The sequence below is a fragment of the Borborobacter xinjiangensis genome (assembly GCF_047739745.1).
Classification (GTDB): Bacteria; Pseudomonadota; Alphaproteobacteria; order Rhizobiales; family Rhizobiaceae; genus Pseudaminobacter.
On record NZ_JBLLVA010000001.1, the window covers coordinates 255,716 to 281,114 of the forward strand.

The 25,399-nt window shown below is 61.6% G+C and carries 25 protein-coding genes and 1 tRNA gene; 14 read left to right on the forward strand and 12 right to left on the reverse strand.

What is annotated here, in order from left to right; translation table 11 throughout:
* Positions 1-92 precede the first annotated feature (92 nt).
* On the forward strand, positions 93-884 hold the full coding sequence (locus ACLKMW_RS01205; RefSeq protein WP_415722545.1) for a GGDEF domain-containing protein: 792 nt from the start codon (positions 93-95) through the stop codon (positions 882-884).
* A 41-nt stretch (positions 885-925) separates the two neighbouring features.
* Here ACLKMW_RS01205 and ACLKMW_RS01210 read toward each other — a convergent pair whose 3' ends face one another.
* Positions 926-2,749 carry an ATP-binding protein gene (locus tag ACLKMW_RS01210; protein ID WP_415722546.1) on the reverse strand — a complete coding sequence of 608 codons (1,824 nt, stop codon included), beginning with the start codon at positions 2,747-2,749 and terminating at the stop codon, positions 926-928.
* A gap of 369 nt (positions 2,750-3,118) precedes the next feature.
* Between ACLKMW_RS01210 and ACLKMW_RS01215 the strand changes: the two genes are divergently transcribed.
* The 3 genes from ACLKMW_RS01215 to ACLKMW_RS01225 all read left to right on the forward strand — a co-directional run bounded on the left by ACLKMW_RS01215 (position 3,119) and on the right by ACLKMW_RS01225 (position 6,205).
* Positions 3,119-4,906, forward strand: a complete 1,788-nt coding sequence (locus tag ACLKMW_RS01215; RefSeq protein WP_415722547.1) for an acetolactate synthase 3 large subunit — start codon at positions 3,119-3,121, stop codon at positions 4,904-4,906.
* A gap of 67 nt (positions 4,907-4,973) precedes the next feature.
* Entirely contained in the window at positions 4,974-5,546 is a 573-nt protein-coding gene (gene ilvN / locus ACLKMW_RS01220; RefSeq protein ID WP_415722548.1) for an acetolactate synthase small subunit, read from the forward strand.
* Between the two features lie 62 nt (positions 5,547-5,608).
* A complete protein-coding gene (locus ACLKMW_RS01225; protein WP_415722549.1) occupies positions 5,609-6,205 on the forward strand; it encodes a LysE family translocator in 597 nt (198 codons plus the stop codon).
* Positions 6,206-6,214: 9 nt separating this feature from the next.
* On the opposite strand, the gene ACLKMW_RS01230 is transcribed toward ACLKMW_RS01225, so the two are convergent.
* Entirely contained in the window at positions 6,215-7,594 is a 1,380-nt protein-coding gene (locus tag ACLKMW_RS01230; protein ID WP_415722742.1) for an FAD-containing oxidoreductase, read from the reverse strand.
* Between the two features lie 109 nt (positions 7,595-7,703).
* On the opposite strand from ACLKMW_RS01230, the gene ACLKMW_RS01235 reads away from it, so the two are divergent.
* The gene (locus tag ACLKMW_RS01235; RefSeq protein WP_415722550.1) at positions 7,704-8,831 is read left to right on the forward strand and encodes an ATP-dependent DNA helicase; all 1,128 of its coding nucleotides are present in this window, start codon (positions 7,704-7,706) and stop codon (positions 8,829-8,831) included.
* 105 nt (positions 8,832-8,936) lie between these two features.
* On the opposite strand, the gene ACLKMW_RS01240 is transcribed toward ACLKMW_RS01235, so the two are convergent.
* Both ACLKMW_RS01240 and ACLKMW_RS01245 read right to left on the reverse strand, forming a co-directional pair.
* On the reverse strand, positions 8,937-9,482 hold the full coding sequence (locus ACLKMW_RS01240) for a hypothetical protein (RefSeq protein WP_415722551.1): 546 nt from the start codon (positions 9,480-9,482) through the stop codon (positions 8,937-8,939).
* 197 nt (positions 9,483-9,679) lie between these two features.
* Positions 9,680-10,075, reverse strand: a complete 396-nt coding sequence (locus ACLKMW_RS01245; protein WP_415722552.1) for a SpoIIAA family protein — start codon at positions 10,073-10,075, stop codon at positions 9,680-9,682.
* A 105-nt stretch (positions 10,076-10,180) separates the two neighbouring features.
* Here ACLKMW_RS01245 and ACLKMW_RS01250 point away from each other — a divergent pair, with 105 nt between their 5' ends.
* The 4 genes from ACLKMW_RS01250 to ilvC all read left to right on the forward strand — a co-directional run bounded on the left by ACLKMW_RS01250 (position 10,181) and on the right by ilvC (position 14,897).
* A complete protein-coding gene (locus ACLKMW_RS01250) occupies positions 10,181-10,927 on the forward strand; it encodes a pyridoxine 5'-phosphate synthase (RefSeq protein ID WP_415722553.1) in 747 nt (248 codons plus the stop codon).
* A gap of 193 nt (positions 10,928-11,120) precedes the next feature.
* A complete protein-coding gene (locus tag ACLKMW_RS01255; RefSeq protein ID WP_415722554.1) occupies positions 11,121-13,040 on the forward strand; it encodes a potassium transporter Kup in 1,920 nt (639 codons plus the stop codon).
* A gap of 192 nt (positions 13,041-13,232) precedes the next feature.
* Positions 13,233-13,841 carry a TetR/AcrR family transcriptional regulator C-terminal domain-containing protein gene (locus tag ACLKMW_RS01260; protein ID WP_415722743.1) on the forward strand — a complete coding sequence of 203 codons (609 nt, stop codon included), beginning with the start codon at positions 13,233-13,235 and terminating at the stop codon, positions 13,839-13,841.
* 36 nt (positions 13,842-13,877) lie between these two features.
* Positions 13,878-14,897 carry a ketol-acid reductoisomerase gene (ilvC, locus tag ACLKMW_RS01265; RefSeq protein WP_415722555.1) on the forward strand — a complete coding sequence of 340 codons (1,020 nt, stop codon included), beginning with the start codon at positions 13,878-13,880 and terminating at the stop codon, positions 14,895-14,897.
* Positions 14,898-15,028: 131 nt separating this feature from the next.
* Here the strand turns inward: ilvC and ACLKMW_RS01270 are convergent, their stop codons facing one another.
* Positions 15,029-15,322, reverse strand: a complete 294-nt coding sequence (locus tag ACLKMW_RS01270) for a PilZ domain-containing protein (RefSeq protein ID WP_415722556.1) — start codon at positions 15,320-15,322, stop codon at positions 15,029-15,031.
* A gap of 125 nt (positions 15,323-15,447) precedes the next feature.
* Positions 15,448-15,939: a BA14K family protein gene (locus tag ACLKMW_RS01275; protein WP_415722557.1), complete on the reverse strand. Its 492-nt coding sequence runs from the start codon at positions 15,937-15,939 to the stop codon at positions 15,448-15,450.
* 151 nt (positions 15,940-16,090) lie between these two features.
* On the opposite strand from ACLKMW_RS01275, the gene ACLKMW_RS01280 reads away from it, so the two are divergent.
* Complete coding sequence (locus ACLKMW_RS01280; protein ID WP_415722558.1) at positions 16,091-17,203, forward strand: endonuclease/exonuclease/phosphatase family protein; 1,113 nt, start codon at positions 16,091-16,093, stop codon at positions 17,201-17,203.
* A 3-nt stretch (positions 17,204-17,206) separates the two neighbouring features.
* Positions 17,207-17,923, forward strand: coding sequence for an NUDIX hydrolase (locus ACLKMW_RS01285; RefSeq protein ID WP_415722559.1), 717 nt, complete (start codon positions 17,207-17,209; stop codon positions 17,921-17,923).
* Between the two features lie 20 nt (positions 17,924-17,943).
* Here the strand turns inward: ACLKMW_RS01285 and ACLKMW_RS01290 are convergent, their stop codons facing one another.
* The 3 genes from ACLKMW_RS01290 to ACLKMW_RS01300 are packed head-to-tail and all read right to left on the reverse strand — an operon-like array spanning position 17,944 to position 21,148.
* Complete coding sequence (locus ACLKMW_RS01290; RefSeq protein WP_415722560.1) at positions 17,944-19,152, reverse strand: ABC transporter permease; 1,209 nt, start codon at positions 19,150-19,152, stop codon at positions 17,944-17,946.
* Complete coding sequence (locus tag ACLKMW_RS01295; RefSeq protein ID WP_415722561.1) at positions 19,152-19,856, reverse strand: ABC transporter ATP-binding protein; 705 nt, start codon at positions 19,854-19,856, stop codon at positions 19,152-19,154. The genes ACLKMW_RS01290 and ACLKMW_RS01295 overlap by 1 nt, the downstream gene beginning before the upstream one ends.
* A gap of 5 nt (positions 19,857-19,861) precedes the next feature.
* Entirely contained in the window at positions 19,862-21,148 is a 1,287-nt protein-coding gene (locus tag ACLKMW_RS01300) for an efflux RND transporter periplasmic adaptor subunit (protein WP_415722562.1), read from the reverse strand.
* 112 nt (positions 21,149-21,260) lie between these two features.
* Between ACLKMW_RS01300 and ACLKMW_RS01305 the strand changes: the two genes are divergently transcribed.
* From ACLKMW_RS01305 to ACLKMW_RS01315, 3 genes are all read left to right on the forward strand, one after another.
* Positions 21,261-22,172, forward strand: coding sequence for a PhzF family phenazine biosynthesis protein (locus ACLKMW_RS01305; RefSeq protein ID WP_415722563.1), 912 nt, complete (start codon positions 21,261-21,263; stop codon positions 22,170-22,172).
* Between the two features lie 101 nt (positions 22,173-22,273).
* Positions 22,274-22,349, forward strand: a tRNA-Lys gene (locus tag ACLKMW_RS01310).
* A gap of 191 nt (positions 22,350-22,540) precedes the next feature.
* Positions 22,541-23,134, forward strand: coding sequence for an SH3 domain-containing protein (locus ACLKMW_RS01315; RefSeq protein WP_415722565.1), 594 nt, complete (start codon positions 22,541-22,543; stop codon positions 23,132-23,134).
* A gap of 48 nt (positions 23,135-23,182) precedes the next feature.
* Here the strand turns inward: ACLKMW_RS01315 and ACLKMW_RS01320 are convergent, their stop codons facing one another.
* From ACLKMW_RS01320 to cobS, 3 genes are all read right to left on the reverse strand, one after another.
* Positions 23,183-23,494, reverse strand: a complete 312-nt coding sequence (locus ACLKMW_RS01320; RefSeq protein ID WP_415722566.1) for a hypothetical protein — start codon at positions 23,492-23,494, stop codon at positions 23,183-23,185.
* 82 nt (positions 23,495-23,576) lie between these two features.
* The gene (cobT, locus tag ACLKMW_RS01325; RefSeq protein ID WP_415722567.1) at positions 23,577-24,587 is read right to left on the reverse strand and encodes a nicotinate-nucleotide--dimethylbenzimidazole phosphoribosyltransferase; all 1,011 of its coding nucleotides are present in this window, start codon (positions 24,585-24,587) and stop codon (positions 23,577-23,579) included.
* A gap of 19 nt (positions 24,588-24,606) precedes the next feature.
* Positions 24,607-25,371: an adenosylcobinamide-GDP ribazoletransferase gene (gene cobS, locus ACLKMW_RS01330; RefSeq protein ID WP_415722568.1), complete on the reverse strand. Its 765-nt coding sequence runs from the start codon at positions 25,369-25,371 to the stop codon at positions 24,607-24,609.
* Positions 25,372-25,399 lie beyond the last annotated feature (28 nt).

Below are 25,399 nucleotides of genomic sequence, written 5' to 3' on the forward strand. Positions count from 1 at the left end.
AGTGCAGAACTCACGCGACGGTTGCCGCGATTAACTCCCCGTAAGGCCAACCATGGCATAACGGAATCCGGAAGTTGGCCAGCGGAAAGTCTATGCGCGTCCACAAGTCGGAATCGGCATTCTTTGTCTTTATGACCGTCATTCTTGGCGCCGGTGTCGCGACGATTTTGGCCTATGACGCGCTGCGTGGCTCCGTTGAGACACTTCATCAGCCTGAACAACTGGAGACGATCGCCTATCTGTCGAAATTGCTTTCGGCGGCGGGCGTGCTGTTGGCGACAGCGCTCGTCTTCGGCGTTTTCTTCATTTATCCGCTGCTGCGCACCCAGGCGCGGGAAGAAGGCGAATTGCGCGCCATGACCGCCTCGCTGAGTGCCCGTTCCGAGACGCTTGAGCATGCTGCGCTGACCGATGCGCTTACAGGGATGCAGAACCGGCGCTATTTCGACGATGCGCTGACCGAATATCTCGACGAATTCCGACGCATCGACAAGCCGGTGGGCTTGATGATCCTCGACCTCGATCATTTCAAGCAGGTCAATGACACCCATGGCCATGATATAGGCGATGAAGTGCTGCGTGCCGTCGCCAAATGCCTGAAGGACATGACACGCTACCATGATGTCGTGGCGCGACTTGGCGGCGAGGAATTTGCAATTGTGGCGCCCAACATGGACAAGGAAAGGCTGTTCGCGCTTGCGGAACGCATCAGGAAGGCCATCGCGGCCACTACCGTGGTTTCGGGAAATGTGCGCCTGAAGATCACCGCCAGCCTCGGTCTTGCGACATGGGACAGGAAAGAGAGCGCCGAAGCGTTCTACCGGCGCGCCGACAAGCAGCTCTATGACGCCAAGCGTCAGGGGCGGAACCGCGTCAGCGCCTGATCTCCCTTCGAAGCTTCCGATACAATCAAGATCAGCGCTGCTCAGTCCGAGCGCGGACGGAGCCCGAATGTCGTCGGTTTCAGGCCGAAGGCGACATCCAGATCTTCCGGCGGGGGAGGCGGTGGGGCGGGCTTGCGATATTCCGGATCGCCGGCCTGGCGTTGCACATCGACCGGCTCGGCGAAGCCAAGGGCCTGCTGCGGCCGCGGCACGTTGCGCAATTTTTCCACGATAGCGGCAAGGTCCACGTCATCGCCATTCGAAGGCGAAGACTCGAAGGGATTTCGGCTTGCTGTGCCGGGGATCAGGTTATCCGGCAGGCGTTCGAACTTGAGCCGCATGGTGGTCGCCACGCCCTCGCCGAAGGCAATCGCCTCGCGCTGGCCCATGGACGACAGGAAGGAAAGCGTCGAGGCGGAGGAATCGGCAATCGCCGAGCGGATGATTGCCTGGTCCTGCTCGTTGGCAAGCCGCATGGCAAACACCGTCGAGCACTGCGAAAGAACCGTTGGGTCGAGTTCTCCCGGTCGCTGGGTCACCACGCCGAGGTAGCAGCCATATTTGCGGCCTTCCTTGGCGATCCGCGACAAAGCGTGGCGGGTTGGCGCAAAACCGAGCCGCGGATCGGCAGGCATATAGCGATGGGCCTCCTCGCACAGCACGAGGAGGCGCAAGCGGCCCTCGCTCCACAGGGCAAGATCGAAGGCGAGCCGCGCCAGAACGGAACAGACCGAATTCACCACTTCGGACGGCATGCCAGCCATTTCGAAGCAGGTGATCGGCCGGCCGCCATGGGGAATGCGAAAAATATTGCCGACCGTCTGATGGATCGTGTCCTCGATCAGCCGCGACGCGAACATGAAGCGATAGCGAGGATCGGCGACCGCAGCTTCGATGCGGGTTTTCAGCGAGCGATAGACCGGACGATCATTTTTGCTTTCAAGCAATCCCATGCGCTCGTCGAGCTGTCTGATCAGGTCGGCGATGCGGTAGGGAACAGGCGTGTCGGCAGTCACCGCATCGCCGCCCCGGCGCAGGAAGGCGCCCGCGCCGGGGTTGCGGTACATGTTCTTGGCGCTCGGAATGAGGTCGCGCAGCACATCGATTTCGTCTGGGACGACTTCGCGCCCGCGAAACAGCACTTCGGCAAATTCCTCCAGCCGGAACAGCCAGAATGGAAGATCAAGCGTCGACGTGTCGACCCTGACGCTGAGATCCGGCAGAGCCGCCGCGAACTCGTTGTGCGGATCGAGGATCAGCACGCGCAGATCCGGCTTTGCCTGGATGGTCTTGCGCAGGAGCAGCGACACCGCCGTCGATTTGCCAACGCCGGTGGTGCCGACCACGGCAAAATGGCGCGTCAGCGTATCGTCTATGGCAATGCGGGCCTCGATCGCTTCGTCTTGCGAAAGTGTGCCGATGGTGACGGCAGGTCGGCCGGCGAGGTCGTAAGTTGCCTGCAGGTCGCGCATGCGGATGCGGTGCGCAACGGCACCGATATGCGGATAGGTGGTGATGCCGCGATCGAAGACCGGCTTGCCCAGCGGGGGAGTGTCGCGCACCTCGCCAATCAGCTCGACGCTGACTTCGATCGCATTGCGGTCATTCGCATTCCACGCCCTGTCGGGCTTGGCTATTGCGTAGACCAGGCCGACAGTGCGGGTGGAGCCGAGATTGATGGAAATCATTCGGCCGACGGTCCAAAGGCCAGTCATCCCGCCGCCGACATCAGCAAACGCCGCGATCGTTGCGCGCGATCCGTCGCATTGCACGACATGGCCGAGTACGCGCGCGTCCGGCTGGGCTTCGTCGCGACGCTCCTGCGACGTCGCTTCCCCGGCGAATTTCTCTCCGTCGACAAACATCGAGATGCTGCTTTCCCCCTCGGCCCCTGTGAGCGCCACATTAGCAGGCGACGGTTAAGACGCGATGAGGTCGGATGGTGCAGAAATCGCTAAGAACAAGCGTGGTTTTCGCCCTTTCCGCGCCGCTGCCGTGATCGTCCAACGGCGGTGTTTTTCCCATTGACTGGCGTTTTCGCCGTCACTATGGTGCGCCCCCATGAAAACGGCACTCATTCTCGTAGTAGGAAGGCGCGTGGGCAAGGCGGTGTAACCGCCGGGCGAAAACCTCCCATGCGCTGCACACAGGCTCCCTCGGGGGCCTTTTTTATTGGCTGAAATACCGATACGACCAGAAATGCTGAATCAGTGGATGAAAGCGGGACCAGATCGATGACCAGTGGACAGACTGAAACCGGGCGACGTGAAATGACCGGCGCGGAAATGGTGATCCAGGCGCTGAAGGATAACGGCGTCAAGCACATTTTCGGCTATCCGGGCGGTGCTGTCCTTCCGATCTATGACGAGCTTTTCCAACAGGAAGAGATCGAGCACATCCTGGTGCGGCACGAGCAGGGCGCGGGACACGCGGCAGAAGGCTATGCGCGCTCGACCGGCAAGGCGGGGGTCATGCTGGTGACCTCCGGCCCGGGCGCCACCAATGCGGTGACACCCTTGCAGGACGCCTTGATGGACTCGATTCCGCTTGTCTGCATCACCGGCCAGGTGCCGACGACGCTGATCGGCTCGGACGGTTTTCAGGAATGCGATACGGTCGGCATCACGCGTCCTTGCACCAAGCACAATTGGCTGGTGAAGGATATAAGCGAACTGGCGCATATCCTGCACGAGGCATTTCACATTGCGACGACCGGCAGACCCGGCCCTGTGGTGGTCGATGTGCCCAAGGACGTGCAGTTCGCCAAGGGCATCTATACGCCGCCGCAGACATCGCCGCGCACCAGCTACCATCCGAAGGTCCAGGGCGACCTCGACAGGATCAAGGCAGCCGTCGAACTGATGACCACGGCGAAGAAGCCGATCATCTACTCCGGTGGCGGCGTCATCAATTCCGGTCCGGAAGCGAGCCACCTCTTGCGCGAACTGGTCGAACTGACCGGCGCGCCGATCACCTCGACGCTGATGGGGCTCGGGGCCTATCCGGCGTCGGGCAAGAACTGGCTCGGAATGCTCGGCATGCATGGCTCGTACGAAGCCAATATGGCAATGCACGATTGCGACGTGATGCTGTGCGTGGGCGCCCGCTTCGATGACCGTATCACCGGGCGGCTCAACGCGTTTTCACCGAACTCGAAGAAGATCCACATCGATATCGACCCGTCCTCGATCAACAAGAACGTCCGGGTCGACGTGCCTATCGTCGGCGATGTCGGGCGGGTTCTGGAGGATATGGTGCGGCTGTGGCGGGCGACCGGCAAGGCCGACAAGAAGGCGCTGCATCCCTGGTGGGAGCAGATCGCCCGCTGGCGTGCGCGCGATTCCTTCGCTTTCGCTTCGAATAACGAGGTCATCCTGCCGCAATACGCCATCCGACGTCTCTACGAACTGACCAAGGGCCATGACACCTACATCACCACCGAAGTCGGCCAGCACCAGATGTGGGCGGCGCAGCACTTCCATTTCGACGCGCCGAACCGCTGGATGACCTCCGGCGGGCTCGGCACCATGGGTTACGGGCTGCCTGCGGCACTCGGCGTGCAGATCGCGCATCCCGATGCTCTGGTCATCGACATAGCGGGTGACGCTTCCGTGCAGATGACGATCCAGGAGATGAGCGCGGCGGTGCAATACGAGGCGCCGATCAAGATCTTCATCCTGAACAACCAATATATGGGCATGGTGCGCCAGTGGCAGCAGCTCCTGCACGGCAACCGGCTGTCGCATTCCTATACCGAGGCGATGCCGGATTTCGTCAAAATGGCCGAGGCCTATGGCGCGCACGGCATGCGCTGCGAGAAGCCCGGTGACCTGGACGATGCAATCAGGGAGATGATCTCGGTGAAGAAGCCGGTGATTTTCGATTGCCGGGTCGCCGCACTCGCCAACTGCTTCCCGATGATCCCCTCCGGCAAGGCGCACAACGAAATGCTCCTGCCCGACGAGGCCACCGATGAGGCGGTCGCCAACGCGATCGATGCCAGGGGCCGGGAGCTGGTATAGCGCCCGCGTCCTTAGGATGCGTGTGGAATCAGGGCATTATCGCTGAAATTTGAGATCGGGATTCAGTATGAACGCACAACTTCAACCGACCGGTTCGGCCTATTTCATCTCCAAGGAGACGGAACGGCCCGAAAATCACACGCTGTCGGTGCTTGTCGACAACGAGCCGGGCGTGCTTGCCCGCGTCATCGGTCTGTTCTCAGGCCGAGGCTATAACATCGAGAGCCTGACGGTTTCGGAAACCGAGCACGAGAAGCATCTTTCGCGCATCACCATCGTGACCAACGGCACGCCGCACGTGCTGGAGCAGATCAAGCACCAGCTGGAGCGCATCGTGCCGGTGCATCGGGTGGTCGATCTTTCCGTGCGCGCTGTCGAGCTTGGCCAGGACAAGCCGCTGGCGCGCGAATTGGCGCTGATCAAGGTATCGGGCACCGGAGACGCGCGCGTCGAGGCGCTGCGCCTGGCTGGCGCTTTCCGTGCCAATGTCATCGATGCGAACACTGAGCATTTCATCTTCGAAATTACCGGCAAAGTGTCAAAAATCGAGCAGTTCATTGCCATCATGAAACCGCTCGGTCTGGTGGAAGTCTGCCGGACCGGCGTCGCCGCCATGAATCGCGGCCCGCAATCCATGTAATCCTGCCGCAAATTTCTATCCGCAATACCGCGGCCGACGTGAGCCGATCCCGGGATATGGCGATGTCCTTCGACACTTTCCTTGCGCTGTTCGTCTATGCTTTCGTGACCTCGATAACCCCGGGGCCGAACAATTTCATGCTCCTGGCTTCCGGAGTGAATTTCGGCTTCGTGCGCACCATCCCGCATATGCTGGGGATAGGCGTCGGCTTCCTGTCGCTGCTGCTTGGCGTCGGGCTGGGACTGGGGGCGGTGCTGACGGCCTTTCCGTTGTTGCACTCCGCCCTGAAGATCGCAGGTGGCGCCTACCTTCTCTATCTCTCCTGGCGCATTGCGATGTCGCGGACGCTTGGCAACGACGCGGGCGCGGCCGCCAAGCCCATGACATTCCTTGAAGCTTCCGCCTTTCAGTGGGTCAATCCCAAGGCGTGGGTGATGGCGATCACCGCGATGGCGCTCTACACCGATCCAACGGCGCCGCTGCTGTCGGTGCTGATCGTTTCGCTCGGCTTTGCTATCGTCAATCTGCCAAGCGTTTCGACCTGGGCCGGCTTCGGCATGGCGCTGCGTGGATTTCTGGCCGATCCGCAGCGTTTGAAGTGGTTCAACATTGCCATGGGCATATTGCTGGCTGCAACGCTCTGGCCGATGGTGAAGTGAGCCTTCGGTTCATTTCAAAGGCTTGAGTTCGCCAAGCATCGTCGGGATGAGCTCCGAAACCGTCGGATGGATGTGCATGGCACGCTGGACGGTCGTGTACGGTGCCTTCGCATACATCATGTCGATAATGGAATGGATCGCCTCGTCGCCGCCCGTCCCGAGTATGGCGGCACCCAGAATGGCGCGGTTGTCAGCATCGACGAGGACTTTCATGAAGCCCTGCGTCTCGCCTTTTTCCACCGCGCGACCGACGCGGCTCATCGGGCGCTGGCCGACGAGAACCTGCTTGCCGGATTTTCGCGCCTCGGCTTCGGTCATGCCGACACGGCCCAGTGGCGGATCGATATAGAGCGCATAGGCCATTATCCTGTTGCTGACCCGGCGCGGATCATTGTCCAGAATATTGGCGGCTACGATCTCGAAATCATTGTAGGACGTGTGGGTGAAGGCGCCTTGGCCATTGCATTCGCCGAGCGCCCAGATGCCGGCAACATTGGTGCGGAGTTGGTCATCGACCGTGACATAGCCGCGCTTGTCGGTTTCGACGCCTGCCTTGTCGAGATCGAGATCGTCGGTGTTGGGCTGCCGGCCGACTGCCAACAGCACATGCGAGCCGAGAGCCTCGGGCTCGCCTGACGTGCAATAGAGGCCGACGCCGATATCTCGTCCCTTGGGCGTGAAATCTATGCATTCGGCATCGAGGCGAATGGCAATGCCTTCGTTTTCGAGAATGCCCTTGATCGCGTCGGAGATGTCCGGGTCCTCGCGCTGGATCAGGCGAGGCCCCTTTTCGACCACCGTCACCTCGCTGCCAAAACGGCGGTACATCTGGGCAAATTCAAGCCCGATATAGCTGCCACCGACGATGACCAGATGCCGTGGCAGAGTTTCGAGTTCGAGGATCGACGTGTTGGTGAGATAGTCGACCTGATCGATGCCGGGCGTGTCGGGCACGGCAGCACGGCCGCCGACATTGATGAAAATGCGGTCGGAAGCGAGCACCTGGTTTTCGACTGCGACTTCGCGCTGCGACAGAAAACAGGCCTGGCCTCGAACGACCGTGCACTTGTCCATGTCCTTCAGCCAGTCCTCGACGCCTTTGCGCGCTTTGCCGACGACCGCGTCCTTGCGGGCCTTCAACGCCTTCATGTCGACGCCGACGGCGCCGCCGATCGTCACGCCATAATCGGCGGCTCGTTGGGCGAGGCGCGCGGCATAGGCGCTGGCGACCAGCGTTTTGGTCGGTATGCATCCGGTGTTGACGCAGGTTCCGCCGAAGAGCTTGCGCTCGATCAGCGCTACCGTCATGCCGGCCTCAGTAAGACGGCCTGCAAGCGGCGGGCCCGCCTGACCGGCGCCGATGATGATCGCGTCGAATTTCCTGCTCATGGCACCAATGATACGATCAAATATGCGCCGATGATGGCGATAGCGCCAGCCTGAACGAATCAGCCCAAACATCTTGCCCTTCGCGTGCGAATCCTGTCAGTCCAAGGCTATGGAATTTTCACCTCAACAGGATGCGGCCCTGCAGGCGGTGGCGCGCTGGCTGAAAGGCGGCAAGCCGCAGGTTTTCCGGCTGTTTGGCTATGCCGGTACCGGCAAGACGACGCTGGCGCGCTATTTCGCCGAACATGTCGACGGGCAGGTGCAGTTCGCAGCCTTTACCGGCAAGGCAGCGCAGGTGCTGCGATCCAAGGGCGCCGTCAATGCGCGCACCATCCATTCGCTGATCTACCGGCCGCGCGGCGAAGAGGCGGTGGAGGACGAGGCCACCGGCAAGACATCTATGTCGCCGACATTTTCGCTGAACCGGCAAAGCCCGATCTCGAAGGCGGCGCTGGTCATCATTGACGAATGCTCGATGGTCGACGAGGCATTGGGGCGTGACCTGCTGTCGTTCGGCACGCCCATCCTCGTGCTTGGGGATCCGGGGCAATTGCCGCCGATCTCCGGCGGCGGGTTCTTTACCGAGCACGAGCCCGACTATCTGCTCACCGAAATCCACCGGCAGGCGCGGGACAATCCGATTATTCGCCTGGCGCTGGACGTGCGCGAGGGCCGGGAGTTCATGCGCGGCGATTATGGAACCGCCAGGGTGATCGGCAAGGAAGAGGTCACTCAGGAACTGGTGCTCAATGCCGATCAGGTGCTTGTCGGCACCAATCGCACGCGCAAGCGCTACAATCAGCGGCTGCGCGAGCTCAAAGGCTTTACCGCCAGCTATCCGCAGGCCGGCGACAAGCTGGTCTGTTTGCGCAACGATCCTTCGAAGGGCCTGCTGAACGGCTCGCTTTGGAAGGTGATGACATCGTCGCGCGAGACGGTGAAGCCCGGCATCAACCTCCTGGTTTCGCCGGAAGAGGACGATCCGGATCGCGGCGTCGCCAAGATCAAGCTGCTCAAGGCCGCTTTCGAAGACCCCGACGCGGAGATCGCCTGGAGCACGAAAAAACGGTTCGACGATTTCGACTACGGCTATGCGCTGACGGTCCACAAGGCGCAGGGTTCACAGTGGAATGAGATCGTGCTTTTCGACGAGAGCTACGCCTTCAAGGAGACCCGGCAGCGCTGGCTCTATACGGCAATCACCCGCGCCGCCGAACGGCTGACGGTGGTGCGGTAAGACCTAGGTCCACGCCCTCGGGGGTACAGGTTTCCCATAGCGAGAACTGGAGCGGTTCGCCAAATCGGAACCGCTCAATCGAAACGCTGCCGCCCATGCTGGCGGCTATTTGTGGACCGGGATCATCAGATGCGCATAGGGCGTGCCCGGCCACATGACATAGGGCTGCGTCGTATCGGGCTTGGCCTCGGTCGGATAGCCTTGCATGAGGTCACCCGCATTGACGATCATGACATGCGGGCCGGTCTCGATCCAGTTGTTGCCCTCTTCCGGCTTGGTCGCATAAGGGTCGGTGTTGCTGCCGTCGGTGCCGCCCGCCAGCATGTAGATGAAGCCGACCTTGTCCTTGGGCGGATCCTTCTTGCTGATCCACGCCATCGCCCATTCCATGGCATTGGCGTCGCCGCACATCGGATCGGGACCAGGTGTCGTCGTATTGTCCGGCATGCACCAGAAGCCGTTCTTGCCTTCGCGAAGCGTCCGCATCTTGCCGTCCGCTTCCATGGCATAGATGGTCGCTCCGGCACCGACCGCCGCGGGTGCGGCTGATTCGGCGCTCTTGATCAGGGCAGCGTCATCCGCGTTTGCTCCGGACAACGCAAAAAGGCTGCCAACTGCCAATATGGCAGCCGTCATCGAAAGCCGTTTCATGGCTGTTCTCCCAAGCGATGAATCTTGATGTGCATGATATTCCGGCCTGCGGCCATTGAGGGCCGTGCCTACCGGTGAGCCAAGCTTAAGCCTGTCATGCACCGCCCTACAATGTTAGCGGCAGCGCGTGACCTACCTAATATGACGGAACGCGGGGTAATGCCCTCCACCGAAAGAGGGATTGACGGTCCATAGGCCTACACCGGTCTGCCACCCACCCACTCCCAGGCAACCGCTTCCTCGTCCGCATTGAAATACCGGGTCTCGATGGAGGTGAGAGGGCCGAAAATGCCGACCATCGTGCGCAGCCAGCCTGGGCCACCGACGAGCGCGTATTTGCGGATGTGCCGCAGCGCCTGTGTTTTGCCGCGAACCGTCACGTCGGTGAACGCGGCGCCCCAATCGAAGCCCTCGTAACGGGTTATACGTACAAACAGATCGATTTTCTCGTGGACGGCATAGGCTCCCTCGAGCAGACCATAGGCATTTTCCAGATCAGCCGACGTAAAATGGCCGACGACTTCAAGCGCGCAGAGATCGTCGCGATCCGTGTCGATGCGGCGAATGGCGGGAACGGCTTCCAGCGGGTGCATCAAGGCGTCCTTCCGAATGGGTTTGGGCTGGAACACATAAATGCGCTGTCTGTTCCCGCCGAAGACGCTATAGAGGCTTGCTCGCAATCGTTCGAGGTTCGTCCCATGCCTGCCAAGCTTTCCGTCAATCTCAATGCCGTGGCCATGCTGCGCAATCGCCGAGACCTGCCATGGCCGAGCGTGACGGGGCTCGGACGCATCGCGCTCGCCGCAGGCGCTCACGGGCTGACGGTGCATCCCCGGCCGGACGAGCGGCACACGCGCTTTTCCGACCTGGCCGAGATCAGGGCCTTGATCGATGACGAGTTTCCGCAGGCCGAGTTCAATGTCGAGGGCTATCCGACGGAGGAATTTCTCCGGCTGGTGGAGAAGCACCAGCCCGATCAGGTGACGCTCGTGCCCGACGATCCGGCGCAAGCGACGTCGGATCACGGATGGGATTTCATAGGGCAGGCGTCATTTCTGAAGCCAATTGTCGCCCGGCTGAAAAAGGGCGGATTTCGCGTATCGCTGTTTGCCGACCCCGATCCGGCGCAGGTGCCCGCGGCCCGCGATACCGGCACCGACCGCATCGAGCTTTATACCGGACCTTATGGCAGCTACCATTCCGATTCCGAAAAAGCGCGCAAGGAGCTGGAAAAGCTCGGAGAAACCGCGGACGCGGCACTGGCCGCCGGGCTTGCCGTGAACGCCGGCCACGATCTGGTCGTCGCCAACCTGCCAGCCCTGGTCAAGCGCATTCCAGGGCTAACGGAAGTGTCGATCGGGCACGGTTTGACTGCGGACGCATTGGAATATGGTATGAGTGCTACGACGCGGCGATTTCTTGCGGCCTGCGGCTGGCCGGCATAGTTCACGCTCGTTTAAACGACTGTTTCGGCACATGAAATCTGCCGCGAGACCCGGCAGTTTTTCCCGCTGAACTGCGTTTCGATTTTGGAGCCGTTGAGGCATTGTTGCTGGTCCGCGCTTGAGCGGACGCAAGACATCTGTTGCTATTGCCGCGCCAGGGGAGTAGAGCACCGCGCCTCATTCGGAGTCGCCCATGCCCCATGCCACCCCTGGCCCTGAGGCGGAACTTTTGCAGCAGTCGGCATCCGCGAGCCCGGTCTCGCAAGATACCAAATTGCTCATGCTTGGCGCGCTGGGTGTCGTCTATGGCGACATCGGCACCAGCCCGATCTACGCCTTTCGCGAGGCGCTGGTCGCAGCCTCCGGCAGAGCCGTCGCGTCGCAAGAGGCGGTTTTCGGCGTGCTTTCGCTGATCGTCTGGGCGCTGACCATCATAGTCACGGTAAAATACATCGCTTTCGTGCTGCGGGCCGACAATCGGGGCGAGGGCGGCACGCTTTCGTTGATGGCGCTGGCGCAAGGCAGCTTTCAAAAACCCTCGCTGTTCATACTCGGCGTCGGAATCTGCGGGGCGTCGCTGTTCTTCGGCGATGCCATCATCACGCCGGCCATTTCGGTCCTGTCGGCAGTCGAGGGCATGAGGGTCGTCACTCCGGCGTTCGAACCTTACGTGGTTCCGCTGACACTTCTCATCCTTGCTGCGCTGTTTGCCGTCCAGCGTTTCGGAACGGGGCGTGTTGCGACGGTTTTTGGACCGATCACCGCCCTGTGGTTTCTCGCCATCGGCATTTCCGGCTTGATCCATATTGCGGATGCACCCGCGATTCTGGGGGCGCTTAATCCGATCCATATCGTCTCATTCCTGATCCATTCGCCCGGCGTGGCTTTTGTGACTGTCGGTGCAATCTTTCTTGCCGTGACAGGCGCTGAAGCGCTTTACGCGGACCTTGGCCATTTCGGCAGACGACCGATCGTTCTGGCGTGGCTGTCGATCGTTTTTCCCTGCCTGCTCTTCAATTATTTCGGGCAAGGGGCCTATGTGCTCGCCCATGAGGGAACGATCGGGCAACCATTCTTCGAAATGAACGGCGGCTGGACCCTTGTGCCGATGGTCGTGCTGGCGACCACGGCTACCGTGATTGCCAGCCAGGCGGTGATTTCCGGCGCGTATTCACTGGCGCGGCAGGCTGTGCAACTCAATCTGCTGCCGCGGTTCGAAATCCAGCACACGTCGGAAACTCAATCCGGCCAGATCTATATGCCGCGCGTCAACATGCTGCTTGCCATCAGCGTCATGCTGCTCGTGGTGGGCTTCCAGCAATCCAGCGATCTGGCGTCCGCCTACGGCATTTCGGTTACCGGCGACATGCTGATGACGACTGTGCTGCTTGCCGTGGTGATGCGACGGCTTTGGAATTGGCCGCTCCCTCGTGTAGTGGTGCTGATAGGCTTGTTCGCCTTGATCGACGTCGGCTTTTTCGCGGCCAATATCGTCAAGGTCTCTGAAGGCGGCTGGACCTCGCTGCTGGTCGCCGGGGCGATCATCCTTGTCATGTCGACGTGGGTGCGCGGCGCTCGATTGCTATTTGAAAAGACCCGCAAGAGCGAAATTCCGCTCGATTTTCTGGTCGGAAACCTCTCCGAAAAGCCGCCTGCAGTTGTTCCAGGCACCGCAGTCTTTCTGACCAGCGATCCGCAAAGCACCCCGACGGCTTTGATGCACAGTCTCAAGCACTACAAGGTGCTGCATGAAAGCAATGTGATCCTGACCGTCGTCACCGCACGACAGCCGAACGTGCCCGTCAACGAACGGGTGAAGATGGAAACTCTCAACAACCTCTTCATGCGCGTGACGCTGACCTTCGGCTACATGGAGCACCCGAACATCCCCAAGGCCCTGGCAATCTGCCGCAAGCAAGGCTGGAAGTTCGACATCATGACAACCTCGTTCTTCGTGTCGCGGCGCTCGTTGAAGGCTTCGCCCAATTCGGGCATGCCATTATGGCAGGATAAGCTGTTCATAGGGCTGGCGCGGACCGCTGCGGACGCCACTGAGTATTTCCAGATACCGACGGGCCGTGTGATCGAGATCGGCACGCAGGTCGCGATCTAGAAATTTCTCGAGCCGAACCGCGCCGACCGTGGAATTCGCACTTGCAAAGCGGCACGCATTTAGGCATTGATTTTTCCGAACCGTAACGTACGGTACGGATCGGATCGGAGCGAAGCCGACTTGTTAAGCCAGCACAGCCAAGGACCGGACAATTCCACGCAGGGCGCGCTTGGCGGCGATGCGGGCGAAGAATTGACGGAACGCCAGAAGGACGTTCTCAACGCGGTGCTGCGGCTTCTGGTCGAAGAGGGCGACAAGCTGACGATGACGGCGGTGGCGCGGCGGGCCAGTTGTTCGAAGGAAACGCTCTACAAATGGTTCGGCGACCGCGACGGACTGTTGACGGCGACCGTGCAGTGGCAAGCCTCGAAGGTGCGTGTCGCATCCGTCGATCGAGCGCGGCTCGACATGGTGTCGCTCACCGCAAGTCTCGAACGCTTTGCGTCGGATTGGCTGAGCGTGATTTCGAGCGAGACTTCGATCGCGCTCAATCGCGTGGCGGTCGGCCATGCGGGATCGGACAAACGGGATTTGGGCGCAATCGTGCTGGAAAATGGACGTCTGGCGATGGGCAGGCGTTTGAAGCCGGTGCTAATGGCCGGCCGCGACGCCGGCTTGCTCGCATTCGATGACGCGGAAGAGGCGTTCCGGACGTTTTTCGGACTAGTCGCCCGCGACGTGCAGATAAGGTTGCTGCTCGGCGACCGGCTTGAAATGACTGACGCTGAGATCGGCCGGGATGCGGCCCAGGCGACGCGGCAGTTTCTCGCTCTCTATGGAGCAAAAACCCCGGCGATTTGACGCCGCCTCTGAACCACGCAAGGGAAGGACCAGAAAATGCGCGTTTACTATGATCGCGATGCCGATCTCAATCTCATCAAGGGAAAGAAGGTCGCCATCATCGGCTATGGCAGCCAGGGCCGGGCGCATGCGCTCAACCTCAAGGATTCGGGCGCCAAGGAAATCGCTATCGGCCTGAAAGCCGGCTCGGCCACTGCCAAGAAGGTCGAGGCCGACGGTCTCAAGGTGATGAGCGTTGCCGAGGCAGCCAAATGGGCCGACCTGATGATGATGGCGACGCCCGACGAGCTGCAGGCGGACATCTACCGCGACGAAATCGCGCCGAACATCCGCGATGGCGCTGCGATCGCCTTCGCCCACGGCCTCAACGTGCATTTCGGCCTGATCGAGCCGAAAAAGACTGTCGACGTCATCATGGTGGCGCCGAAGGGTCCCGGCCACACGGTGCGCGGCGAATACCAGAAGGGCGGCGGCGTGCCGTGCCTGGTCGCCGTTCATCAGGATGCCTCGGGCAACGCGCTCGACCTCGGCCTTTCCTATGCCTGCGGCGTGGGTGGCGGACGTTCCGGCATCATCGAGACCAATTTCAAGGAAGAGTGCGAAACCGACCTGTTCGGCGAGCAGGTGGTGCTGTGCGGCGGCCTGGTCGAATTGATCCGCGCCGGTTTCGAGACGCTGGTCGAAGCCGGATACGCGCCGGAGATGGCCTATTTCGAGTGCCTGCATGAAGTGAAGCTGATCGTCGACCTGATCTATGAAGGCGGCATCGCCAACATGAATTACTCGATCTCGAACACTGCCGAATGGGGCGAGTATGTTTCTGGCCCGCGCATTATCACCGCTGAGACCAAGGCCGAGATGAAGCGGGTGCTCAAGGACATCCAGACCGGCAAGTTCACCTCGGAATGGATGCAGGAATACCGTTCGGGTGCTGCCCGCTTCAAGGGCATCCGCCGCATGAACGACAGCCATCAGATCGAGGAAGTCGGCGAGAAGCTGCGCGGCATGATGCCGTGGATTTCCAAGAACAAGCTGGTCGACAAGGCGAAGAACTAAGAGGCTGTCCGCAAATTTTCCGATTGCCGCAACAAAAGCGGTCAATGCAAAAGCCGGCGGAGCGATCCGCCGGCTTTTTGTTCAGATGTTGAATCCTGATCCTGAGCTAAGTGTCTGTAACAGCGGAAATATCAGCCGTAATGCCAGCTCGGCTTGGGTTCCTTTCCGGAAAAGCTGACGCCGATGCGCTTGTCCTTCCGCCAGACGACGGTGGAGCGATAGGCAATGCCGTCTATCGGAACATAGAGCAGGAATTCGGCTGGCACCGGCGCGCCAACGGGGACATCGAGTTCCGCGCCATTCTGGTGCATGTTGCGGACGACGCATTTGATTTCCGAATTCGAAATTCCGGTAAGGATCGATGCGCCTTTCAGCACGCGTCGGCGGTGTTCACGCCGCATGTCGGTTTCGTTGGCGTCCGCCATTCGAGAATTCCTCCGGGTCCGTGCCACCAGTGGAAGCGCGTGCACCTGTTCGGTTGGTGGCCAGCTATAGGCGCGGAGCCTCAAGAAAGCTTTAAGCCAGTATCGTCGAGCTGAACGGGTTACGGTCAGCTATAGGGAGACAAACACTGGCGCCTCGGTCCGTTGAAGGGCTGAAACGTGTTGTCCTTAGGGCGGTAGGAACGATAGCGCATGGAGCACCAGTCGACATGTGCAGGCGAGACGCGGATCCTGTAGGAACTGGGCGGCTGGACATAGCGGGGCCGGCCCATACGGTAGTCGGGGTCCGCATAGCGCGGCGATTGTACGCCCAGATCGAGATAGACATCGGGCTGGCGGTATTCACTGCGCGGAAGTGCAAGGTGCGGGGAGCTCCATCCGTGCAGGTGGCGCGGCCCGGAGTGGCCGATCAGGCAGTTTTCGCCGACGCCGCAGTGGGAAAGCAGTCGCTGCCCTACATTCAGCAGGGGAGACGACGAAGCGGCAGACGCTGAAAACCGCCCGGGCAAGGCGCCGGCGGATGTCGGCAAGAACAAGGCAGCCAGGACGGCGAGGGCCGCGAGGCCTGACAGCACGGATGAAGGCAAGGTCGTCTTCATTTTTCCTTCCGGATGAAAAAGACAGAGTACTCCGCTCGCCGGTTTCCGGAAATGGGCGGGTTGGGCTTTTGAGGGGAACGGTGGTAAAACCCGCCGGTTCCGGGTGCGACAGGCTTGTTTTTGACGGCACATCGGGGCAATGCTCGCCTCCATGTCGCTTCGCCTTGCCACGTTCAACGTCGAAAACCTTATGAACCGGTTCGATTATTCCGGTTTCCGCAATCAGCTCAATCAGGATCGGACGCTGGCTCTCTTCCAGATCAGGGACGAGGCCGAGTACAGGTTTCTGGAACAAGGGCGCGCCATCGCCCATGCGGACGACATGCGGCAATTGTCGGCGCTCGCCATCGCCGAGACCCGCGCCGACATTCTGTGCATGCAGGAAGTCGACAATATCGATGCGCTCCAGGCGTTCGAATATGGTTATCTGTTCAAGATGATCGGGCAGGGCTATCGCCAGAAATACACGACTTCAGGAAACGACACGCGCGGCATCGACGTGGCGGTGATGATGCGGACTGAAACGGCCGACGGCGACTCGATCGAATTCGTGCGAATGACCAGCCATGCGCATATTACCTACGAGGAGTTCGGCCTGCATACGCCGGAACTCGCCGCAATCGGCAATGAAGCTTTCGAGCGCATATTCCGGCGCGACTGCCTCGAGATCGACGTGAAGATCGGCGGCCGCCCGCTGACCATCTACTCGGTGCATTTCAAGTCCATGGGCAGTGCGCGCAACGGCGTGCCCGGACGCCATGCGACGATGCCGATCCGCATCGCCGAGGCGAAAGCGGTGCGACGGATCATCGAGAACCGCTTCGGCAAGGATCATGCGGGAGACAAGCGCTGGGTCATTTGCGGCGATTTCAACGACTACCGCCAGCGTGTGGTTATCGGTGGCAGTGCGCACGCCGGCTACAGCTTCGAGGTGGTGAACGAGGCCGAATCCTGCCTCGACATTCTGCTCGATGACGGTTTTGCCGAAAACATCGTCGAGCGCCGCCCCGAAATGGATCGTTGGACGCTCTACCACACGCGCGGCCCCGAAGAGCGGCATCTATGTCAGCTCGACTACATTCTTCTGTCGCCGGCGTTGGCCCGCGAGAATGCGGAAGCGGTGCCCGACATCGTGCGTGGCGGCCAGCCATGGCGCACCGTCTTTCCGCCCGGACAGGAAGTCGAACGCTACCCGCGCGCCGGCTGGGATCGGCCGAAGGCGTCCGACCACTGCCCGGTCGCAGTGTCGCTGCGTATCAGGTAATTCATGGCTTTCGACATTCCGCGTAATATCATCTTGCCGGTGGATGCGGTCGAGGTCAGGTTGGACCCTGCGCCGCATCCGTTCGAGATCGCCAACCGGGAGGCAATCGAGCGCAACTGGTCGGCTGAAAAGACCGAGCGTCCGGCGCTATTCGACGGCACGGTCGTGCTTCTGTCGGAGCTTTCCTATGCCGCCGGCAGATTGCGGGGCTGCTGCCACGCCATACGCTACGCGACCTTCCTGCATTGGCGCGGCAATCCTTCCATTCCGGGCGCGGAGCACGCTTTCGCGCAGGCAATGCTGGTATCGCGCGACAATGCGCTGATTACGATCCGCATGGCTTCCCACACGGTCAATGCCGGCTCGGTGTACTTTGCAGCCGGGTCGTTCGAACCGACGGATTTCGTCGATGGGATCGCCGACATCGACCTGAACATGATTCGCGAAGTGGGCGAGGAAACGGGCCTCGACATCAGCCAGGCGCGGCGCGCCGGGCGCTATCACGTCATGTCGGCTGACGGCGGCACGGTGATCTTCCGCCGCTATTTCCTCGATCTGGATGCGGAAGAGATTGCGGAGCGGATTCGCGGCTTTGTCGCGAAAGAGACCGAACCGGAGATCGACGGGCCGGTGATCATAGGCGGGCCGCACGATCTGCCGGACGGGCTGAAGCCCTATATGCGGCCGTTGGTCGAGTGGCATTTTTCCGGAGCGGAATGAGCTTTCACCCGCTCATGCCATTATTCGTGCCGCAGGGCATCGATCGGGTCGAGACGCGCGCCGCGCAGCGCTGGGAAGAAGCCGAAGACCATGCCGATCAGAGCCGAAAAACCAACGGCGAGCACAATGACGGCCACGCTCGGTGCGAATGGTATCGCAAGCGTGAGCGAGGCAGCGCCTGCCAGCGCAAGCCCAAGCAGGATCCCGATCAGTCCGCCCAATAACGACAACACCGTCGCTTCGACCAGGAACTGGATCAGGATGTGCTTTTCATGCGCGCCGATGGCCAGCCGTATGCCAATCTCTCGCGTGCGCTCGGTGACCGAAACCAGCATGATGTTCATGATGCCGATGCCGCCGACGAGCAGGCTGACGGCGGCGACTGCACCCAACATGCCGGTCATCGTCGCGGTGGCGCTCGCCATGGCGTCGGCAATCTGCGTCATGTCGCGCACCTGGAAATTATCCTCGCCATCGGCTGCGATGCGCCGCGTCTCGCGCAGGATCGTTTCGATGCTCTCCTGCACTGTCGAGGTAGGCACGCCGTCCTGCGCCGCGACATAGATGGCGTCGATGTCGCGGTTGCCGGCGATGCGCCGCTGGAAGGCGGGCAGCGGCATCATCACCACATTGTCCTGATCCTGGCCGAAACCGGAGGTGCCCTTGCTCTGAAGCACGCCGACGACCCGGCAACTCATGCGGTTGACCCGGATGGAAATGCCGTCGGGGTCGCCCGCACCGAAGAATTGCTGGCGCACCGTCTCGCCGATGACGCAGACATTGGTTCCGCCGCGAACCTCCTGTTCCGTGAACAAGCGGCCGGTGGACACGTCCCAGTCGCGCGCGATGAAGAAATCGGTATCCGTGCCCGTCACATCGGCGGCGATATTTTGCGCAGCATAGACGACGCGCACGCTTTTTTGCGATGCGGCCGACACGGCCTTGGCGTTGGTCAGTCCCTTCCTCAGGCCCACAAGGTCCTTCTCGTCCAGCTTGCGTGGCGTGAAGGAGGTGGAGCCGCCACGGTCCGGCCGGGCGGCGCGCACCACGAGCAGGTTGCTGCCGAGCTTCGAAATGTCGTTCTTGACCTTCTGGGTCGTACCGCCGCCGATGGTGATCATGGCGATGACGGCCGCGACCCCGATGACGATGCCAAGCAGCGTCAGGAAAGAACGCAGCACGTTGCGGCGAACCGAACGCAGCGCAAGTCTAATGGTTTCCCATAGCATCAGGCGGCCTCGCGCGTCATCGTATCGGAGGCGATGTGGCCATCGAGGAAGCCGATGGTGCGCTGCGCATAGGCAGCGATGTCGGCTTCATGCGTGACCATGACGATGGTCAGGCCAAGCTCGGCATTCAACCGCGTCAGCAGGTCCATGATCTCATGGCTGCGGGCGGTGTCGAGATTGCCGGTGGGTTCATCGGCAACCAGAAGCGTCGGCTTTGCAACGATGGCGCGGGCAATCGCCACGCGCTGCTGCTGGCCGCCGGAAAGCTCGGCGGGCGTGTGGTTCTGTCGGCCGAGGAGGCCAACCTGCTCCAGCGCCTCGATGGCGCGGTCGCGCCGCTCACCGGCTGCAATGCCGCGATAGATCAGCGGCAGCTCGACATTTTCCGCGGCAGTGGTTCGTGGCAGTAGATTATAGCCTTGGAACACGAAGCCGACATAGAGATTGCGCAGCACCGCGCGCCGGTTGCGATCCAGGCGGCCGGCATCGACGCCGAGAAAACCGTATTTGCCCGAAGTCGGCGTATCGAGGCAGCCGATAATGTTCATGGCAGTCGATTTGCCGGAGCCGGAAGGGCCCATGATCGCAACGAACTCGCCGCGATCGATCGCAAGATCGACGCCGGCAAGGGCGTTCACCCGGGCCTCGCCATGGCCGTAGGTTTTCCAGATCTTGTCAAAGGTGATCAGGGGTTCCCGCGTCATCGGCGTCAGTTCCGTGCCTGGCGGATGCCGGTCACGACAAGGTCGCCGGCGGCGATGCCGGAGAGGATTTCGGTGTTCTCGCCATCGGTTGCGCCGGCCTTGACCTTGACTGCTTGCGGAGCGCCGCCCTCCAGCACATAGAGCGTGCGCGAGCCATCCGCGGCGGGCGCTTCCTGCCGGCCCTGGCGGGATCGCCCGAAGCGAGGCATGAACAGGTTCTGAAGGCTCCAGCCGCGGCGTGGCTGCTCTACCGCGGGCCGATAACGAAAGGCCGTGTTCGGCACCAGTACGACTCCGCTGGCCTCGCGGGTGACGACGGACACGGTCGCAGTCATGCCGGGCCGCAGCAGCATTTCTGCATTGTCGACATCGAAGCGCGCGTCGTAGGTGACGACGCCTTCGGTGGTTACCGACGCATAGGCAATATCGCGGATCTCGGCGTCGAAGCGCCGGTCGGGAAAAGCGTCGACGGTGAAGCGTGCCTTCTGGCCGGGCGCTACCGAGCCAATGTCGGCCTCGTCGATTGCCGCTTTCAGCTCCATCTGCCGCAGATCGGCGGCGATGACGAAGAGCACCGGCGCTTGCAGCGAGGATGCGACGGTCTGGCCCGGATCGACCGAGCGCGTCAGAACGACGCCGTCGATCGGCGCGTAGATGGTGCTTTTCTCGAGGTCGGCCTGCTGCAGCTTGAGCTCGGCCACGGCGATCGCCAGATTGGCGTCGGCGCTCGCCACCGCGCTCTCGGCGCGGTCGCGCGCGGCCTCGGCCGTTTCAAGGTTCTGGTCCGCCAGCATGCCGCGCTTCGACAATTGCTGTGCGCGTGTCAGCGCCTGTGCGGTTTCCTTGAGCGTGGTCTTGGCGTCCATGACCTTTGCCTCGGCCGCCTTGGCGGAAGCTTCGGCGCGCTCGACCTGCGCGGAAAGCCGGGTCGTGTCGAGTTTCGCCAGCACGTCGCCTTTGCGCACCGGCTGATTCTCCTGGACTGCGACCGAGCGGATGACGCCCGACAACTCGCTGGAAATGTCGACCTGGGTCAGCGGCTGCAGGGTGCCGGTCGCCGAAACCTGGACGACAAGATTGCCGGTTTCGGCCGGCGTGGTGGCGTAGGCAACCGCCGCAGTGGAGCTTGCGGACCAGAAATAGGCAGCGCCCACGCCGACGAGCAGCAAGCCTGCCAGCGCCAAGGCCCATCCGCGCCGGCGCTTGCGGGCATTGTCTTTTCCGTCGATGCTAAGCGCTGCTTCGACAGAAGCTGGAGTTTCCGTCGCTGGCCGATTGACAAGTTGGTCCATGATGGCCCCCTTATGCCTGCGAACGTCCCTGTGCATCGACAATTCGTATCCAAGGGAAGGGATTACAAGTTAAATTTCGCTCATCTTTGGAATCGGGCCGAGGAACCTGGCGATGAAGGGCCGCAAATATCTCCTCTATGATGTGTTCACGCAGGACCCGCTTACAGGCAATCCGCTGGCGATCGTGCTGGAAGCCGAGGGCCTCGATGCGGCCGCGATGCAGCGTATTGCGCGTGAATTCAACCTTTCGGAGACGGCGTTCGTCGATGCGCCGGCAGATCCCAAGCACAAGGCCCGCGTGCGCATCTTCACGCCCGATTACGAGATGCCGTTCGCCGGTCATCCGACCGTCGGCACGGCGATCGCGCTGTCGGAGCTTGCCGGAGGCGAGGACGCCGACGAAATATTCGTGCTCGAGGAGAATATCGGCCTTGTGCGCTGCGCGATCTCGAGGAACGCATCCGGGCCATTCGCGGAATTCGATCTGGTTGAACTGCCACGGCAGCTCAAGCTGACCGTCGAGCCGGAAGTGGTCGGCGCCGTGCTTGGTCTCGATGCCGATGAAATCGGTTTCGAGAATCACCGTGTCGGCTTGTGGTCGGCGGGCGTGCCGTATCTTACAGTGCCGGTTGCCAATCTTGGTGTGGCGGCGCGCGCCAGACTCGATAGTGCAGCCTGGCAGGAATTCGCGCCGACAGGCACCGGTGGCAGCGCCGCGAACGTCTATGTCTACACCCGCGACACGCATGATCGCGACAATGCCTTTCACGCCCGCATGTTCGTGGCGGGCAATCCATCCTATGAAGACCCGGCCACCGGCTCGGCGGCGGCGGCTTTTTCCGGCGCAATCATGCACTTCGATCAACTGCCCGAGGGGCCGACGCGGCTATGGATCGAGCAGGGAATGGAAATGGGCCGCCCGTCACGCATCAGGCTGGAAATCGACGTGAAGGGCGGGCGGATGATATCGGCGCGAATCGGCGGGCATGCCGTGAAGGTGGGCGAAGGCCAACTGTTTGCCTGAGCGGTAAACCGGTTGATCTTTATGCAGAATGCGAAATCGAGGACTGGACAGGGTCGAAAGCTGTCGCTATATCCGCGCCAACACCGGCACGCCGGTGGTGTGGGTGTGTAGCTCAGTTGGTAGAGCAGCTGACTCTTAATCAGCGGGTCCACAGTTCGATCCTGTGCACACCCACCAATCTTTTCAATGACTTAGCATGAAATCCGTACATCCTTGCGCCTTGCGTGAGGTGATGCGAGTCCGTAGAGGCGCAAAGCCTCGTCAACTGCGTTTTAAGGCCTTTGCGGCAATCTCGCGGCATGGCTGGTTTCACGCTTCCAAAATTGAGATGGTTGGTCATTGGCGCGGTTGGCGCGGGTATCTGGGCGATGACGCAGGACCCCCCGGCTCAGCGCAGGCATCAGAGCGTCCAGCGGCCGGCCGCCGCCGTTCAGCGCAGTGCGGCGACGTCGAAGTCGTCCAAAACGCCGGTGAAAGTCACCGCGCCGGCGCCGAAGCCGACCCATATGACCACCAGCTCCATTGTGCGACCGCAACGCGTGGTGCCTGGCAAAACGGGTGATTGGTTCTACACGAGCGAGCGGGTAAATATGCGGGCGACTGCGAGCACGAGCGCGCCGGTCGTGGACACGCTGAAGGCCGGCGAAGCGGTCAAGCTCATCGTTCGGGACGGAAAATGGCGGCTTGTTTCGTTTCAGGGCAAAAAGGGCTGGATCCATGGCGACTATCTGGGAGCCAAGGAACGGCAATCCGGAAGCACGCCGCGCCCGCGCGAGGACGTCGTGAAAACGTCCGTGCTCTCGCCGTTGAAGCGCTTGTTGAGCGGTGGCCGCAAGCCGTCGCGGGCACCTCAGGCGGGCGATTGCCAATGTCCATACGACCTGATGATCGACGGCAGCCAATGCGGAGATCGCAGCGCCTACAGCCGCCGAAGCCGCAAAAACGTTCAATGCTACCTATAAAATGAAACCGCCGCGAGGCGCGGCGGTTTTGGTATTCCTGCGCGCCTGTCAGCGGCGCGAGAGCAAACCCAGCAGCAAGCCGACGACGGCAATTCCGACAACGGTTGCCGCCACCGGATTGTCCCGTGCCGCCCGCTTGACTGCGCGCGAGCGCTTGGCAAGGTGAGGAAGGGCATCGCTCACGCGGGCCATTATGTCTTCGTAGAGATCCGATGCGCCGTCGCGCGTATCCTCATAGGCTGCGGCTCCGCGCTTGGAGAGCGACTTCCTGAGCGAGGAGACTTCCCGCCGAAGCTTGACGATCTGCGTTTCAAGATCGTCCTCGATGTCGTCGCGAAGCTTTGAAAATGCGGATGCCATTATCGAAAATCCTTTTGGGTACGGTGGTGCCGAAACGACTGCCGGCGTTATTGGTTCCAACGCTTCCCGGGCTGAATGCGGTTCAGTTTTCGGAGACGCCGGCCTCCGCAAAGCTCGCCATACCCGTGTGGCATTCCAATGCCGAGCGAAGGATGTTGACTGCCAGGCAGGCGCCGGAACCTTCGCCGAGACGCATGCCGAGATCGAGCAACGGCGGCAGTTCGAGGGCACCGAGAAGCGCCCGATGGCCGGCTTCGGCCGAAACATGCGCAGCCTGCGCGTGCGCAAGTCCGGTTGGGTGAAGTTTCGCTAATGGGGCGGCGGCGGCTGTACAGACAAATCCATCGAGCAGCACCGGCACGCACAGTTGCCGCGCTGCAAGCGTCGCACCAAGGATGGCAGCCAGTTCGCGGCCGCCAAGAGCGGCTGCGACCTTCAACGGATCGTCCAGCCTGGCCACGTGCAGCGCCAGCCCCTTGTCGATGGCCGCGATCTTCCGTCGAAGACCCGCATCGTCGATCCCGGTGCCGCGCCCCGTCCAACGTTCGGCTCCGCCGCCGAACAGTGCGGCCGCGATCGCGGCCGCCGGCGTGGTGTTGCCTATGCCCATTTCGCCGAAGCAGACCAAATCGATATCGCGAGTGACCGACTGATGGCCGGCACGGACCGCTGCCAGAAATTCGGTTTCGTTCATGGCTTCGTTTTGGGTGAAATCACCCGTCGGGCGTTCGATGTCGAGGGGCAACACATCCAGTTGCGCGCCAGCGATCCGCGCCAACTGGTTGATGGCGGCGCCGCCGCTGGCAAAATTCGCCACCATCTGGGCAGTGACCTCTGAGGGAAATGCCGACACGCCCTGCGCGGTGACACCGTGGGAGCCGGCAAAGACGATCACCTTCACGTTTTCGAGTTTGGGCGTGTCTCGCTCCTGCCAGCGCGCCAGCCAGGCAACCAGCTTTTCCAAGCGGCCGAGGCTGCCCTGAGGCTTGGTCAGCGTGTCCTGTCGCCGGGCGACGGCCCCGGCTGCCTTTTCACTGCCGGAAGGCAGCGCGCGGCAGGCTTCACGCAGTTCATCAAGGGAATTGAAGCTCATGGGGTAAAATCTCCGGGGATCAGGAAAAAATAACGGAAGCGGCAAGCAGCAGGGTGATTTCGCCGATCTGCTGCATGGCACCAACAGTGTCTCCAGTGTGGCCGCCGATCTGACGCAGGCAGAGGCCACGAAACAGTGCGAAGGCCAGACCGAGGCAAAGGGCAGCCGCAAACATGCCGGGCAGGCCGAGAACAAGCAGCGAAATCAGCCCAAGCGCCAGCGCGCCATTGGAGGCATTGGCCGAAATGAGGCCGGCATTCGCCGACAGCCCGTCAAGGCGGGCAGCGGGCAGGAAACGCATGAAGGCCGGGATTAGCGCACGGGAGGCGACATGCGCGGCAATGAGGGCTGAAGCGACTTCGGCAGGGCCGGCAATGCTGGAGAGGGCCGACCAGCGCAGCAGGATGGAGAATAAGAGCGCGCAGGCGCCATATGTGCCGATGCGGCTGTCGCGCATGATCTCCAGCTTGCGCTCGCGAGTGGTGCCACCGCCGAAACCGTCGGCGGTGTCTGAAAGACCGTCCTCATGCAGACAGCCGGTCGCGAGCAGGGTGGCTGCGACCGCCAGGACAGCAGAGGGCGCCGGCGGCAGGCCGAGAAAGGTAGCGATGGCGTAGACAAGCGCGCCGATGATGGCGACGACCAGCCCGACCACTGGCGCGGCCCAAATCGACGCCGCCAGTTTCGCCTCCTTCAGATCGACGGCCGGAAGCGGCAGGCGTGTGAAGAAGATGAGGCAGAAGGCGACATCGCGGGCAAGGCTGCGGCCTGTCAGGGAGTTCATGCGTTAGAGCCTTTCAGGGTCATCTGGC

Excerpts from the sequence above, each read along its gene's own strand:
- ilvC (WP_415722555.1), top strand. The coding sequence starts at position 13,878 with ATGCGCGTTTACTATGATCGCGATGCCGATCTCAATCTCATCAAGGGA.
- ACLKMW_RS01230 (WP_415722742.1), bottom strand. The coding sequence starts at position 7,594 with ATGAGCAGGAAATTCGACGCGATCATCATCGGCGCCGGTCAGGCGGGC.
- ACLKMW_RS01290 (WP_415722560.1), bottom strand. The coding sequence starts at position 19,152 with ATGCTATGGGAAACCATTAGACTTGCGCTGCGTTCGGTTCGCCGCAAC.
- ACLKMW_RS01300 (WP_415722562.1), bottom strand. The coding sequence starts at position 21,148 with ATGGACCAACTTGTCAATCGGCCAGCGACGGAAACTCCAGCTTCTGTC.
- ACLKMW_RS01205 (WP_415722545.1), top strand. The coding sequence starts at position 93 with ATGCGCGTCCACAAGTCGGAATCGGCATTCTTTGTCTTTATGACCGTC.
- ACLKMW_RS01215 (WP_415722547.1), top strand. The coding sequence starts at position 3,119 with ATGACCAGTGGACAGACTGAAACCGGGCGACGTGAAATGACCGGCGCG.
- ACLKMW_RS01315 (WP_415722565.1), top strand. The coding sequence starts at position 22,541 with ATGACGCAGGACCCCCCGGCTCAGCGCAGGCATCAGAGCGTCCAGCGG.
- ACLKMW_RS01210 (WP_415722546.1), bottom strand. The coding sequence starts at position 2,749 with ATGTTTGTCGACGGAGAGAAATTCGCCGGGGAAGCGACGTCGCAGGAG.
- cobT (WP_415722567.1), bottom strand. The coding sequence starts at position 24,587 with ATGAGCTTCAATTCCCTTGATGAACTGCGTGAAGCCTGCCGCGCGCTG.
- ACLKMW_RS01295 (WP_415722561.1), bottom strand. The coding sequence starts at position 19,856 with ATGACGCGGGAACCCCTGATCACCTTTGACAAGATCTGGAAAACCTAC.
- ACLKMW_RS01235 (WP_415722550.1), top strand. The coding sequence starts at position 7,704 with ATGGAATTTTCACCTCAACAGGATGCGGCCCTGCAGGCGGTGGCGCGC.
- ACLKMW_RS01305 (WP_415722563.1), top strand. The coding sequence starts at position 21,261 with ATGAAGGGCCGCAAATATCTCCTCTATGATGTGTTCACGCAGGACCCG.
- cobS (WP_415722568.1), bottom strand. The coding sequence starts at position 25,371 with ATGAACTCCCTGACAGGCCGCAGCCTTGCCCGCGATGTCGCCTTCTGC.
- ACLKMW_RS01275 (WP_415722557.1), bottom strand. The coding sequence starts at position 15,939 with ATGAAGACGACCTTGCCTTCATCCGTGCTGTCAGGCCTCGCGGCCCTC.
- ACLKMW_RS01255 (WP_415722554.1), top strand. The coding sequence starts at position 11,121 with ATGCCCCATGCCACCCCTGGCCCTGAGGCGGAACTTTTGCAGCAGTCG.
- ACLKMW_RS01240 (WP_415722551.1), bottom strand. The coding sequence starts at position 9,482 with ATGAAACGGCTTTCGATGACGGCTGCCATATTGGCAGTTGGCAGCCTT.
- ilvN (WP_415722548.1), top strand. The coding sequence starts at position 4,974 with ATGAACGCACAACTTCAACCGACCGGTTCGGCCTATTTCATCTCCAAG.
- ACLKMW_RS01225 (WP_415722549.1), top strand. The coding sequence starts at position 5,609 with ATGTCCTTCGACACTTTCCTTGCGCTGTTCGTCTATGCTTTCGTGACC.
- ACLKMW_RS01320 (WP_415722566.1), bottom strand. The coding sequence starts at position 23,494 with ATGGCATCCGCATTTTCAAAGCTTCGCGACGACATCGAGGACGATCTT.
- ACLKMW_RS01280 (WP_415722558.1), top strand. The coding sequence starts at position 16,091 with ATGTCGCTTCGCCTTGCCACGTTCAACGTCGAAAACCTTATGAACCGG.
- ACLKMW_RS01245 (WP_415722552.1), bottom strand. The coding sequence starts at position 10,075 with ATGCACCCGCTGGAAGCCGTTCCCGCCATTCGCCGCATCGACACGGAT.
- ACLKMW_RS01270 (WP_415722556.1), bottom strand. The coding sequence starts at position 15,322 with ATGGCGGACGCCAACGAAACCGACATGCGGCGTGAACACCGCCGACGC.
- ACLKMW_RS01250 (WP_415722553.1), top strand. The coding sequence starts at position 10,181 with ATGCCTGCCAAGCTTTCCGTCAATCTCAATGCCGTGGCCATGCTGCGC.
- ACLKMW_RS01285 (WP_415722559.1), top strand. The coding sequence starts at position 17,207 with ATGGCTTTCGACATTCCGCGTAATATCATCTTGCCGGTGGATGCGGTC.